We start from the raw sequence: 13,189 nt of genomic DNA, 5'->3' as shown, positions 1-13,189 counted from the left end.
ATAGCCTATAGAACGTACCAGAGCATTTTTAAGCTGAGTAAGATCAACAAAATAGCGAAGATTTTTCGCAAGGTGTTCACGGGTAATTTGTGCGCCAGTTTTGCGCCAATGCGAGCAGTAAAAAAACTGGCTGCAGAGATTAAAACAACGCCAGGTAAATACACTAAACCCACAGTGTAGGGTAAATCCAGCTGTGGTTGGGCGTTCAGTAAATAACCCGAGGCACCGGCTAACGAGATAGGTAAACCAATCGCCGCTGAGGTGCCAATGGCATACTTTAACGTGATATTGCGCCAACTTAAATAGGGTACGGTGAGGGTGCCACCGCCAATGGATACCAAGGCTGAAATAGCGCCAACACCCGTACCTACTGCCGCTAACTCCAGTTTTCTGGGGTTTCTACTTTCAGCCACAATGGCTTTTTTCGGCCGCAGCATTTTTATCCCAATGTAACTCATAAAAATGGCAAAGAACACGGCGAGAGCGTAGCCACTGATCCGTGCTGCGACAAAGGTGGCGGCAAAAGAGCCGATAATCAGCCAAGGAGCCATCACTTTTACGATTGGCCAAAGTACACCGCCTTTGGCGTGATGCACGCGCAGGCTTGAAAGCGACGTCATCATAATAGATGTCATAGAAGTACCAAGGGCCAAGTGCACCACGTAATCGGGTGAGATCCCTTGTGCGACAAAAATACTGGTGAGCATAGGCACCATAATGCCGCCGCCGCCAATACCGAGTAAACCAGCCATAAAGCCAGCAAACACTCCCAAGGATACAAAAGCCAGTATCCATTCAATTGCCATGTATTAAGCCTTATTTAGGTTAAAGGTTGCGAACCGACCTGTTTTTATTCATTAATTTTTGCTGCTAGCAGATTCAACCAGTCTGTGTGTTTGCTTGGCTAGCGTATCTGGCCGCAGCGCTGCACTTTGTTGCCAGAGATAACCGGCAAAGCGAAAACACACATATAAGGTTACCAGAGTTGCGATAACTAATTCTAGATAAGCGAGCTGCTGCAGTAATGCTGCGCTTTCAGGCTGTTGCCATAGCGCAAATTGTTCGCTGGCTTTAAACAGCGCCGTTGCGCCAATTACTAAGGGAAAGGTAAAAGCAGCAAAGCCGGGCGAAAACGGTAACCTTAATAAATATAGCATGGCCACATAAATAATGCTGGTCATCACCAGTGCTAATATTAGCAAGCTCAGAACGATCATTGGTTGTGCTGGGCTGGTTAAATTGAGATAGCCGGTTAAGCATAAACTGGCCGGAGCCGCTAAAACCGCTAAACTCGGCCTTGCCGCTAACGGGACGCTACCGGCGAACAGCAAACGAATGATCACTAAAGGCAGTAATACGGCATAACAGAGCAGCCCAAACCAAAAAATACCCTGTATGACATTTTCTGAAACGGCTGCAGGGCAGGTTACCACGGCAGTGACAATACCAATAGGCGGCACAAACCAACCGGGTAACAGCTGATTAAACTGTAAAGCGCCTACGCGATGCCAGATAAACGCCACCAGTAACCATAAATGCAACACCACAGCAATGGACCAAAGCCAACGCCCTAGGCTGCTCGGTAGCGCAGTGGCGATCACCATTAACGCCATGGCTGACGCAGGTAGTACAGCACCGAGTATCGGGTTCGCTAAATCTTGGCGTAGCAGCGCCGGTTGACGGATAAACTTAAACAGTAACAAACTAAGGCATACCAAGGCGAACAATGCCGCTGCGGTTTGCAGCGCGCCTTGTAATTGCAATGCTTTATCCCAGCACCAGCCCAAACTGGCTATGCCTAATGCTAACGCGGCCAAGGGGGTTGGAATGGCGCGAGTGAGATCAGTGCGATCGTTTGACATGTCATGGTTCCAATTTACAGAATGACGCTAGGATAGCGCTCACTTTTGCTTTAGCATATCTGAACGTTTTTAACATAGCGTTAGGATAAACCGAACATGATTGCTATTCGAAAGCTGCAGGTATTTAGTTGTATTGCTCGGTTGGGGAATTTAAGCAGTGCGGCGAACGTACTGTATTTAAGTAAGGCGGCGGTTTCGCAGGCCTTAAGTGAATTAGAAGCGCAACTAGGTGCGCCGCTGTTTGATCGGGTACACCCGCGCTTAAAACTCAATGAACAAGGGCGCTTATTACAGCCGTTAGCCGATGAAATTTTGGCCAGAGTGTCAGACATTGAACATTTATTCCAGCAAAACACACCACAAGGCCAACTGAGCTTAGGGGCAAGCCAAACCATTGGTAATTATTTATTACCCCGCTTATTGAGCCAATTAGCGCCAGGGCAATTTAAAGTCAGTATCGATAATACCTATACGCTGTGTCAGCAAGTGCTGCAGTTTGAACTTGATTTAGCGCTGATCGAAGGAGATAACCCTTTCCCAGATCTGATCACCCAACCGTGGCGGCAAGACGAAATGTATATTATTGCCAAAGCCGACCATCCGCTCGCCGGAACAACAGTGCACCACTATCACGCCTTACAACAGCAAAGCTGGGTGTTACGCGAGGCGCACTCGGGCAGTCGAGCGCAGTTTGACCGCTATCTTGCCCCACATTTGCCGACGATCACGGCGATTACCGAATTTAACTCGCCAGAGGCGATCATGCAGGCTGTTGAAGCTGGGCTGGGGTTGAGCTTTATTTCTGCCGCCGCGGCCGCTGATCGTTTGCACTATGGACGGCTGGCGAAAATTACCTTACCGACGCCTTTTACGCGACAATTGCAGTTAGTTTGGCATAAACAAAAGTACCATTCGGTGTTAGCACGGCAATTTATTGCGCTGTGTCAGCCTTGAATAACGGATGGGTTGGCTTGCACACTTTTGGCGCATTGAATACGTATTCATCTTGTAGTCGCAAACAAATGGCGGTATCAATCAGGCTGACAGGTTTTCTACCCATTTTGGCGGCTGTGGCCAACCGAGTGGGTAACAATAATAACAACCGCGACGATAGAGAACATACTTATGCAAACTAAGCCGAACCTCAGCTTTTGGCAGATCTGGAACATGTGTTTTGGATTTTTCGGTATCCAATTCGGTTTTGCCTTACAAAATGGCAATGTTAGCCGAATTTTCCAAACGTTGGGCGCAGATATGGATCAAATTCCTATCCTGTGGATTGCCGCACCGTTAACGGGCTTGTTGGTACAACCGATTATCGGCCATTTCAGTGATAAAACGTGGACTAAATTAGGTCGGCGTCGGCCCTTCTTTTTATACGGTGCACTGGCCACCACCGCGGCATTGTTTTTTATGCCCAATTCACCAAGCTTGTGGATTGCTGCAGGGATGTTGTGGCTATTAGATGCGGCCATCAATGTCACGATGGAACCGTTTCGCGCTTTTGTCGGCGACAACCTCAATAAACAGCAGCGCCCCACCGGCTTTGCTATGCAATCGTTCTTTATCGGTGTCGGTGCCGTGGTGGCGTCGGCGCTGCCCTGGATGATGAGCAATTGGTTTGGTGTGTCGAATACGGCGGCAGAGGGGTTGATCCCTGACTCGGTGGTGTTTTCGTTCTATGCCGGTGGTGCCGTATTATTTCTTTCAGTTGGCTGGACGATTATTTCCTCAAAAGAATATAGCCCTGCGCAATTAGCTGCCTTCGATGCGGCTGAACAAGCGGCTCAGCCGGTCGCTGAGCGTGCAACGCCTGCCGCAAACTACTGGCGTAGTGGCGCAGTGGCGGTGGTAGTGGGTGTGGCAGCAATGATTGCTGTCGCTTCTGCACAGTTAGATAAGCAACTGTATTTACTGGGCGCACTTATCGCCAGCTTTGGGGTATTACAGTGGCTGGCGAGCTGGTTTAAGCAACAGCAAAATCGCAATATGCTGGTACAACTGGTCGATGATTTATTTACTATGCCAAGCACCATGCGGCAATTGGCGATAGTGCAGTTTTTCTCATGGTTTCCGTTATTTGCCATGTGGATCTATACCACGGCGGCGGTCACCAGTTATCACTATGGCACCACGGACACCACATCGGTCGCTTATAACGATGGTGCCGATTGGGTTGGTGTGCTATTTGCGGTTTACAACGGTTTTGCGGCAATTGCGGCCCTACTGATCCCGCTGTTAGTTAAAGCTACCAGCACACAAAAGGCACACGCGATTAATTTATGCTGTGGCGCTTTAGGGCTATTCGCCTTTTTCTTTATTAAGGATCCGGCCTTACTCTGGATCCCGATGATTGGTATTGGTATCGCTTGGGCATCCATATTATCACTTCCTTATGCGATGCTCTCCAACTGCCTGCCAGCCAATAAAATGGGGGTGTATATGGGCATGTTTAATATCTTTATCGTGCTACCACAGCTGCTGGCTGCGGCCATTTTGGGAAGTTTGGTCGGCTACTTTTTCCAAGGGCAAGCTATTTATGCGTTGGCGATTGGCGGGGTAAGTTACATTATTGCGGCGCTGTATGTGCTACGTGTGAAAACTGATTTGGTACAGGAGTAACTGATGCTTAAAACGTCCTTAAGTTGTTTGATGTTAGCGCTGGCGCTAAGCGGTTGTAAGCCAGCTCCTCAGCAAGCGAGTCACGACAGTGCTGTGCCAGCCGCCACCACGCTAAGCCCAGCAACAGCAGACGCGCCCTGGTGGCAAGATGCGGTGTTCTATCAAATTTGGCCCCGCAGCTTTTACGATACCAATGGCGATGGCCATGGCGATTTTAATGGCATGACTGCCAAACTGCCTTATCTACAAGAACTCGGTATCGATGCCATTTGGTTAACGCCCATGTTTGAAGCGCCGTCTTATCATGGTTATGACTTTACCGAGTTTTACCAGGTAGAAACTGATTACGGCTCGATGGCCGAGTTTGAAACCTTTATTCAAGCGGCCGATGACAAAGGCATGAAGGTGATTCTCGATTTGGTGATTAACCATATCTCGCGTGAGCACGAATGGTTCCGGTTATCGGCTGAAGGTGTTGCGCCTTATCGTGATTACTTTGTCTGGCGTAAAGACTTACCCGCCAAAGGTGAAGGCTGGGGCTATGCCTGGGATCAGTCGGATAAACCCGAAGCCGTGTGGCATTTCGACGCGCGCCGGGGTGAATATTACTATGCGGCCTTTGGTGCAACGCAGCCTGATTTAAATTTGCAGCACCCCGATGTGGTGGCTGAAATGAAAAAGATGGCGAAGTTTTGGCTGGATAAAGGCGTAGCCGGTTTTCGGTTAGATGCAGTGCGCTTTGTGATGGAAACTGGCCCTGAAGGTCAAGCCGATCTGCCTGAGACTATCGATTATTGGCGCGACTTTAATGCTTATGTGAAAAGCGTGAACCCGGAAGCCTACCTAGTGGGTGAAGCTTGGGTCGATATTCCGGTGGCCGCCGAATATTGGGGCAATGGCGAGGGCTTAGATCAAGGCTTTGATTTTGAAGTGGGTTATAAAATCTTAGGGCAGTTGCTGCCTACTACCGGTAATGAGGCGCAATTTGGCACCATCAGTGGTACACAAAGCGGCGAGTTGCATCCTTTACAAGAAAATCTGCAACGCCGTCAGCAATCTGCTGCACCACTGGCGTTTTTCTCGCCGTTTTTAACCAATCATGATCAAGAGCGAGTAGCCTATCAGCTGGCAGCAGAGCCAAAAATTACCCAGCAAAAAGCCAAGTTAGCCGCGGCGATGTTGTTTAGCTCACCAGGTACTAAGTATATTTATTACGGCGAAGAAATTGGTTTAACGCAGGCGGATACTGGCCACGATGTTTATAAACGCGCGCCAATGCTTTGGTCAACGCAAACGCAAGGCGGTTTTACGCCAGCGACCCTGAGCTGGGTAGAGCAAGCCGAGTTATTTACCCAACAATTTGAAAATTGGTGGCCGGCGTTTTTACAACAGCAATTAGCACAAGGCGGCAGCACCGTTGCCGAGCAACAAGCGCAGCCTGACTCTGTGTGGAGTTTATATCAGTGGCTCATCGCCCAGAAAAAACAGCGGCCAGAGCTGAAGCTGGCCGGCAGTTATCAGGTCACTGAATTGGCTAATGGTATATTGCACATAGAGCGCGAGTTAAACGGCAGCAAAACCCGTTTTGTGTTTAATCTTAGCGACTCTGCACAAGACATCAGTATGCTGTTAAACACCGAGCAAACCGCCAATTGGGCTTTTGATTTGCAAGGCAACATGCTGGCAGCGTATGGCCTGCTGATTTTGCAAACACCCTAACCCGTATTGTCAAACCTTAGCAACCACGGTATCAAAAAGCATACCGTGGTTTTTTGTCACTACCCGCTATGCCACATCGCTGCTGATCTTCGTACTCAACCAACCAACACCGGTCAGACCACACTCTGGTACTGGTCCGACCGCACTCAGACACCGGTCCGACCACACTCCGGTACTGGTATGACCGCACTTAGACACTGGTTTGGCCACACTCGAAGACGGCTCGGACTTTTATTTATTAAAACAAGGAAATTATAAAGATTTAACTTAAATGTTTTTTATGTAATAAATAGTTGACTTTATGTGAGGGGGGGGTAGCTTGTCTTTTGAACAAGTTTTTATAGGGAAATTCAAATGTTCAAATATGTATTCTTTGTCGTATTTTTTGCAGTAAGTTCTGCAGCAGTCTCTGCCAGTGAGGCTATGAAACTATTTGCTTGTGATACTTGCAGTGTATTGGGTATGCAACAAATTGCCGAGTCACAGGCACCTTTACTGCAGTGTGAAAGTGGGATTAATCCAGAGACAGGCGTGGCTGATGTTGAGTATTGGTTGAATAATTCAAATTGTTATGCCCCCACTAAAGAGTTACTCGTTGCTAATCCAGAGACTCGAGTTGCCTTTAAATTCAGAGTAAAAACACATAATCCCAATGCGGGTGAGTCTGGCTATGTGATGAGCTTGCCTTTATCTGATTTAGATCACGAAATCATAACAGCTTATTTTGATATCCACAGCACTTTTTATTCCGCTGTTGAAGAGTTCAACAATACCTACATGGCAAGTGGCTTGTCTTCTTCATTAGACCCAGCGAGTGGGCTATTCAATGCGGCTGAATCAAGTGCGGCTAGTTCAAATCAATACTCGATGTTAACAAACAATACCGTAAGTTCCCCAGACGCAACCTGCAAAAACTCTGCTGCAGCGCATTTATTTAGTTCTCTCGAAAATAAGAAAAGGCTTAAAGATGACATGCGAAATGCAATCATAGACAGTATGGGCAGGAAGAGTTGGCGTCAATATACAACGACGCTTGAAACAACAGGAAACTCAATCACTAGAGGCATGACGATCAGTATAGGCACAGGTTTTAATGTACAAAGCACCCACTCTGTCACAGTGGATAAAACCTATATTGAACAGACGCCATACATTAGCCCAGTTGGGGCGCAGATTTGCAGTTCTTCTTGGTTTGGTGAGCGTTGTGAACCGGCAAATCCAAACAACTACATTCAATACAAGGTTAGCTATGCAGGTAACTTTAACACTAAAGGTACACAGTTGAACCAGTTGGATTTGATCTTCGATTTAAACCCAGCAACCTCTGTGATCGATGGCTATTCCGTTCGTGATATTACAGGGCATGCCAGTGGCGGTTCATCATTAAATATCCAATATATACAGGATAGTTGCTTAGCTAAATATATAAACGATTTGTCACCAGGAGATACTGACTTTGTAGGCGAGGGACCGCAAGGTATGCCATACGATTATGATTTTGGTTCTGGCATGGCCACCTTGTGTGAGCAACAGATAACCTATCGAGCTTGTACAAATACGGGTGGCGGAACCGATGAAGTTTGTCACAATCTCACTTTTACAACGTTAAAACCTTGCTCTAATCCCTAACGAGCAGAGTGGGTAACTGCGCATTGTTGTTGATAACAGCGCAGATGCTCATTTTTTACCGACTACTAGTCCGACCACACTCCGGTACAGGTTGGACCAGACTCAGAGATCTTGCTCGGTAGTCACATTAAGCCAGTTGCGCATTAACGAAATTAGCTGCTGTTGTTCGTGCGCACTTAAACCGCTGAGCAGCTGCTGTTGCGTCTCGACATGCTTGACCAGCAGTTGCTCGATCACTTTTTTACCGCTTTCCGTTAGGCTTACCACAATACTGCGTTTGTCTGCTGCGGCAGGGTGACGGCTGACAAATCCTTGTTTTTCTAATGACTGTAAGCGGCTAGTTAATGAACCTGAGGTAATTAAAGTTTGCCCAAGTAGCTGATTGGGTGTGAGTTGATAGGGTATACCGCTACGACGTAAGGTGGCCAGCACATCAAAGCCAGCATCTGTTAAGCCGTACTGCCGGAAATTCGGTGACATGGCGTTGGTTAAACGTTTATGCAGAATCTGCAAACGACCAATCAGCGCCATGCTGTCGGTATTCAATGTGGGCATTTCAGTGGCCCAAGCCTGCTGGATCCGATCGAGTTCGTCCATTATGTATCGCTATGTTAAATTTATCTTGAGTTCAAGATACCTTTGCTTTATCTTGAGTTCAAGATAAATGTTGGGGACGTGACAATATGCGAGCTTATTTTATGGTGGCCGCGCTAGTGGGCAGTGTTAGCGCGGCATTTTTATTGGCCGCTAATTTGGGCACGGGTAATGCACTCAGTGCGCAAGATTTTGTTGATTTACAGCAAGGTTCAACAGCGCATGCCGGTTTTCGCCGCGCGCATGCGAAAGGGTTTTGTGTAGCCGGTGATTTTATTTCCAGCGGCGCGTTAGCGCCTTTTTCAAGTGCTGCGGTGTTGCAAGCCGGGCGTTATCCGTTTATTGGTCGATTTTCGATTGCTGGTAATAATCCGCTGGCGCCTGATTTAAAAGCACCGGTACGCAGTTTTGCCATCACCTTGTTGCCCGAAACCGCACAGCAATGGCGCATAGCAATGAACACCCCACCGGTGCTAGCGGTAGGAACACCAGAGAAGTTTTATCTGCAGCTGCAAGCCATTCAAAATAATAGTGTACCGCAATTTTTTGCCGAGCATCCAGAGAGTCAGGCGTTTGTAAAATGGCGCTCAACCTATCAAGCCAGCAGTAGCTTTGCCAGTGAACGCTATCACAGTATTAACGCCTTTTATTTGCAGAAGGCGGCAGGTCAGCAGCAAGCCGTGAAATGGGCTGCAGTGCCGATGTTAACGTCGACAATCAGTAGTGAGTTAGATGAAACAGATGCTGATGCCCTGCAAAAAGAATTTTTTGCGCGCTTAAATGCGGGCATGGTGAGCTTTGACTGGCAATTTACCCTTGGTACTGACGCGGATGATGAAAATAACGCGACGGTATTATGGCCTGACAGTAATGTACAAATAAGTGCGGGAACACTGCAGATCCATCAGGCGACAGAGCAGTTAGACGGGAATTGTAATGCGCTTAATTTTGACCCTTTAGTGTTACCTCGTGGTGTTGCGCCAACTGCCGATCCAATTTTACGTGCGCGCGCTGCTGCTTATGCCGAGTCACATCGGCGCCGAGCGCGAGAAGTATTAGTGCAATCAGTAGTAGGGGATCAGCATGAATAATCCGGCAATGTACTCGTTAGCTATGCGCTTGATGCACTGGCTGATGGCCGCATTAGTCTTATCTTTATTGTTGGCTGGCTTAACGATGGTCAGTGCATTAGGGGCTTGGCAGCAACAATTGCTTACGTGGCATAAAATGGCTGGTTTAGTCGCGGCTTGTGCCGTATTGCTGCGCATGTATCTGCGGTTGACTACGCAGGTTCCGGCTTTACCCAGCTCACTGCCTTTGTGGCAAAAGTGGGCCGCGAAATTCACCCATTTGGCTTTTTATTTGTTGTTGGTGTTAATGCCGCTGTCGGGTTATTTAATGCAAAATGCTGCTGGATTGCCGGTGGTGCTGTTCGATGTCAGTTTGCCGATGCTGTTAGCAACTGATTTAGCCCATTATGGCTTTTTACGCGAACTGCATGGCTGGGCCAGTTTGCTACTGATGCTGTTAATTACTCTGCATATCAGCGCAGCATTGCAGCATGGTTTCATTAAACGCGATGGGGTACTGGCGAGCATGCTAAAAAAATCAACATAAAGCCATCGCGACTCAATGCACCTAATTGAATCTAAACGCTGTTTTCGAACAGCGTTTTTGCGTTAAGCGGCAGTTAAAAGTGTTTTTTACTATGCCATCTGAGACTAAAAGTGCATAGGTTAAGCAAAATTGCTGCGCTATAGTGATGTATTGTTTAGGCCAGATCAGCGGAGTCTGTTTTGTCTCATCGCGCCCATTTGTTTTCTTTGCGTATTGGTCATGCGCTACGCGAGAGTTTGGCTGAAGGTTACACGCGGCAAAAATTATTCAAAGATCTGTTAGCCGGCGTTACCGTGGGCATTATTGCCATTCCACTGGCTATGGCGTTGGCGATCGCATCGGGTGTGCCGCCGCAATACGGCCTGTATACGGCTATTATCGCTGGTTTTGTGATTGCGCTAACCGGTGGCTCGCGTTATAGCATTTCTGGACCCACCGCCGCCTTTGTGGTGATCCTATACCCCATTGCCGTAAAATACGGTTTAAGCGGGCTACTAATCGCCTCTGTGCTATCTGGCTTGTTGCTGGTCGCTATGGCCTTACTGCGCTTAGGCCGTTTAATTGAATATATCCCTGAATCAGTCACCTTAGGTTTTACCTCGGGTATTGCCATTGTTATTGTCATTTTGCAGGTCAAAGACTTTTTGGGGTTACCGTTAGCCGCTTTACCCGAGCATTTTGGCGATAAAATTTTAGTGTTAGCACAAGCCTTACCCCAAACCGCTTGGCCTAGCTTGCTGGTGGCGGTAGTGACCTTAGCCGTTATGCTAGGTTGGCGCCGACTTCACACACCCATTCCACCCCATTTACCAGCATTGTTTATCGGCACCTTGCTAGGGTTGTTATTGCTGCAATTCGGCGCAGATGTGCCCACTATTGCCTCGCGGTTTACTTATATAGCAGAAGATGGTGCTGTCGCTGCCGGCGTGCCGGCGTATTTACCTTATTTTGATTGGCCTTGGGATCGCCCAGGGCCTGAGGGTGTAGCGCTGAGTTTTAGTTGGCAATTGGCAAAAGATCTGCTGGCCGCCGCCTTTGCCATTGCCATGCTTGGCGCGATTGAGTCGTTATTGTGTGCGGTGGTATTGGATAACAGTAGTGGCCAACGGCATAGTGCAAATAGCGAATTAATGGGGCAAGGTATCGGTAATATTATTACACCTTTTTTCGGGGGGATTACCGCGACAGCGGCGCTGGCTCGCTCGGCCGCGAACTTTAATGCTGGCGCGCAATCACCCATCTCTGCGATGATCCATGCGCTGGTGGTATTACTGGCTTTATTATTGTTAACCCCTGTGCTGGCTTATATGCCCATGGCGGCTTTGGCCGCATTATTGGTGATGGTGGCGTGGGGCATGAGTGAAGCACCCAAGGCACTGCATTTATTAAAAACTGCGCCGCGCAGTGATGTTTGGGTTTTCTTGGTGTGTCTGTCGCTAACCGTTATTTTTGATATGGTGCTGGCTATTACCACGGGCATCCTGTTAGCAACAATCTTGTTTATGAAAGATATCGCCGCCATGACCAAAGTCACGGACATCTCGGCAAGTCGTAAGCATATTAGCCAACCCTTACCCGCGGGTTGGAAAGTCTTAAAAATTAGTGGCCCACTGTTTTTTGCCGCCGCCGATCGTATTTTTGCAGAAATTGCGCTGTTAGCTGAAAAGCAGTGTGGTTTAGTGTTGTATATGGATGGCGTTACGTTATTAGATGCCGGTGGCTTGGCGGCTTTAGAAAAACTGCGACACAGTTGTCAGACGAACAATATTGAATTGCTTATTGCCGACTTGCAATTTCAGCCATTAAAAACCTTAGCGAAAGCGGGGATAGTGGCAGAACCCGGTCGGCTAACCTTTTATGCCACGTTACGTGAAGCGCTAGAGGCGTTGCCGCCATCTGCTGAGCGGGCAACTCAAGCCGACGTGGCACCGCAAGATTGACGGATCACCAGCTTAGGTTCAATCAGGTTATCGGTGATCGGTTGGTTGGTAATCAGGTTCATCAGGTTATTGACGAGCATTTCTCCGGCTTTGCTGGTGTCTTGCTGGATCGTACTTAAACCGGGCGAGGCAAAAGAGGCGGCAGGGATATCATCAAAGCCCATCACGGCAATTTGTTCCGGAACACGAATGCCGTTGCGTTTTAAGCAGCGGATCACACCAATGGCGATTAAATCGCTCGCGCAAAAAATGGCATCGACCGGCTGACCACTTTTTAACAGTTGCTCGGTGGCGAGGTCACCGGCGCTTTCGGTGGAGATCGCATCATGGTGCGGCACATCCGCAGCGTTAATGCCAGCACTGCCTAACGCCTCAATAAAACCTTGATAACGAGCACTAAACTCTGGGCTGCCTTCAGAGGCGTTACCAATAAAGGCAAAGTTACGATGGCCGGTGGAAATTAAATGCGCGCCGGCTAATTTGCCGCCCTGCCAATTGTTACTGCGAATAGTAAATTCCGGATGGCCCAATACTTCGGCACCCCAGCAAACAAAGTGGGTTTCTTGCGCTAACAGCTTGGCTAATTTTTCTTCGTAATCTACATAGTCGCCGTAACCAAGCAATATAATGCCATCGGCTTTTTTACTGTCTTCATAATCGGCATGCCAGTCGTTACTGAGTTGTTGAAAAGACACGAGCAGATCTTGGCCGCGTTTGGCACAGGCACGGGTGATGCTACCCAGCATTGACAGAAAAAACGGATTAATCAGGGATTCATCGGTGGTGGGATCTTCAAATAACAGCAACGCGAGCGTGCTACTGCGTTGTTTACGCAGGTTGCTGGCGTTTTTATCGACCTTATAATTAAGCTGGCGGGCAATCGCCTGTACCTTTTCGCGCGTTTCTTGATTCACTTGCGGGCTATTGCGTAATGCCCGAGAAACGGTAGATTGCGACACTCCAGCTAAATAGGCGATATCAAAAGACGTAGCTTTTTCTTTCATGCGTTACTCAATGCGGTTACCGTCAAAACACTGCAGCGTGTCAGATTCAACAAACCCCCATCATAATAGAGCTTATTGGCAGAAGATTCAACGCAGTCTAAATCTGTCGACAATACGGTATTTTAGGTGAATAAGCGCTTGTTCTTACGAAAAAACCTGCTAGTCAGCATCGTGTTGTAAAGGTACTATGCCACTCCTCTGG

At 48.0% G+C, this 13,189-nt stretch carries 11 protein-coding genes; 7 read left to right on the top strand and 4 right to left on the bottom strand.

The window, feature by feature from the left end; all coding sequences use genetic code 11:
- Positions 1–5 precede the first annotated feature (5 nt).
- A complete protein-coding gene (locus JAO78_RS06080; RefSeq protein WP_226750472.1) occupies positions 6–806 on the bottom strand; it encodes a sulfite exporter TauE/SafE family protein in 801 nt (266 codons plus the stop codon).
- Between the two features lie 51 nt (positions 807–857).
- Complete coding sequence (locus JAO78_RS06075; RefSeq protein WP_226750471.1) at positions 858–1,862, bottom strand: TDT family transporter; 1,005 nt, start codon at positions 1,860–1,862, stop codon at positions 858–860.
- A gap of 96 nt (positions 1,863–1,958) precedes the next feature.
- Here JAO78_RS06075 and JAO78_RS06070 point away from each other — a divergent pair, with 96 nt between their 5' ends.
- The 4 genes from JAO78_RS06070 (at position 1,959) to JAO78_RS06055 (ending at position 7,832) form a co-directional block, all read left to right on the top strand.
- Positions 1,959–2,816, top strand: a complete 858-nt coding sequence (locus JAO78_RS06070; protein WP_226750470.1) for a LysR substrate-binding domain-containing protein — start codon at positions 1,959–1,961, stop codon at positions 2,814–2,816.
- 171 nt (positions 2,817–2,987) lie between these two features.
- Positions 2,988–4,484 carry an MFS transporter gene (locus JAO78_RS06065; RefSeq protein WP_226750469.1) on the top strand — a complete coding sequence of 499 codons (1,497 nt, stop codon included), beginning with the start codon at positions 2,988–2,990 and terminating at the stop codon, positions 4,482–4,484.
- Between the two features lie 3 nt (positions 4,485–4,487).
- Positions 4,488–6,203, top strand: a complete 1,716-nt coding sequence (locus JAO78_RS06060) for an alpha-amylase family glycosyl hydrolase (protein WP_226750468.1) — start codon at positions 4,488–4,490, stop codon at positions 6,201–6,203.
- Between the two features lie 354 nt (positions 6,204–6,557).
- A complete protein-coding gene (locus JAO78_RS06055) occupies positions 6,558–7,832 on the top strand; it encodes a hypothetical protein (RefSeq protein ID WP_226750467.1) in 1,275 nt (424 codons plus the stop codon).
- Between the two features lie 102 nt (positions 7,833–7,934).
- Here JAO78_RS06055 and JAO78_RS06050 read toward each other — a convergent pair whose 3' ends face one another.
- Positions 7,935–8,429 (bottom strand): MarR family winged helix-turn-helix transcriptional regulator, encoded by a 495-nt coding sequence (locus tag JAO78_RS06050; protein WP_226750466.1) that lies wholly within the window; start codon positions 8,427–8,429, stop codon positions 7,935–7,937.
- 86 nt (positions 8,430–8,515) lie between these two features.
- Between JAO78_RS06050 and JAO78_RS06045 the strand changes: the two genes are divergently transcribed.
- From JAO78_RS06045 to dauA, 3 genes are all read left to right on the top strand, one after another.
- Complete coding sequence (locus JAO78_RS06045; protein WP_226750465.1) at positions 8,516–9,517, top strand: catalase family peroxidase; 1,002 nt, start codon at positions 8,516–8,518, stop codon at positions 9,515–9,517.
- A complete protein-coding gene (locus JAO78_RS06040) occupies positions 9,510–10,043 on the top strand; it encodes a cytochrome b (RefSeq protein ID WP_226750464.1) in 534 nt (177 codons plus the stop codon). Before JAO78_RS06045 ends, JAO78_RS06040 begins: the two co-directional genes overlap by 8 nt.
- Before the next feature lie 179 nt (positions 10,044–10,222).
- Complete coding sequence (gene dauA / locus JAO78_RS06035) at positions 10,223–11,983, top strand: C4-dicarboxylic acid transporter DauA (RefSeq protein WP_226750463.1); 1,761 nt, start codon at positions 10,223–10,225, stop codon at positions 11,981–11,983.
- Here dauA and JAO78_RS06030 read toward each other — a convergent pair.
- Entirely contained in the window at positions 11,956–12,987 is a 1,032-nt protein-coding gene (locus JAO78_RS06030) for a LacI family DNA-binding transcriptional regulator (protein WP_226750462.1), read from the bottom strand. The two genes, dauA and JAO78_RS06030, sit on opposite strands and share 28 nt — an antisense overlap.
- Between the last annotated feature and the right edge of the window lie 202 nt (positions 12,988–13,189).

The sequence above is a fragment of the Alishewanella maricola genome (assembly GCF_016343785.1).
Classification (GTDB): domain Bacteria; phylum Pseudomonadota; class Gammaproteobacteria; order Enterobacterales; family Alteromonadaceae; genus Alishewanella; species Alishewanella maricola.
Note: the sequence above shows the minus strand (reverse complement) of the source record. Positions and strands in the feature narration are given on the sequence as shown.

Bases quoted from the DNA above. Each gene is read 5' to 3' on its own strand.
- JAO78_RS06080 (WP_226750472.1), bottom strand. From the start codon at position 806: ATGGCAATTGAATGGATACTGGCTTTTGTATCCTTGGGAGTGTTTGCT.
- JAO78_RS06075 (WP_226750471.1), bottom strand. From the start codon at position 1,862: ATGTCAAACGATCGCACTGATCTCACTCGCGCCATTCCAACCCCCTTG.
- JAO78_RS06070 (WP_226750470.1), top strand. From the start codon at position 1,959: ATGATTGCTATTCGAAAGCTGCAGGTATTTAGTTGTATTGCTCGGTTG.
- JAO78_RS06065 (WP_226750469.1), top strand. From the start codon at position 2,988: ATGCAAACTAAGCCGAACCTCAGCTTTTGGCAGATCTGGAACATGTGT.
- JAO78_RS06060 (WP_226750468.1), top strand. From the start codon at position 4,488: ATGCTTAAAACGTCCTTAAGTTGTTTGATGTTAGCGCTGGCGCTAAGC.
- JAO78_RS06055 (WP_226750467.1), top strand. From the start codon at position 6,558: ATGTTCAAATATGTATTCTTTGTCGTATTTTTTGCAGTAAGTTCTGCA.
- JAO78_RS06050 (WP_226750466.1), bottom strand. From the start codon at position 8,429: ATGGACGAACTCGATCGGATCCAGCAGGCTTGGGCCACTGAAATGCCC.
- JAO78_RS06045 (WP_226750465.1), top strand. From the start codon at position 8,516: ATGCGAGCTTATTTTATGGTGGCCGCGCTAGTGGGCAGTGTTAGCGCG.
- JAO78_RS06040 (WP_226750464.1), top strand. From the start codon at position 9,510: ATGAATAATCCGGCAATGTACTCGTTAGCTATGCGCTTGATGCACTGG.
- JAO78_RS06030 (WP_226750462.1), bottom strand. From the start codon at position 12,987: ATGAAAGAAAAAGCTACGTCTTTTGATATCGCCTATTTAGCTGGAGTG.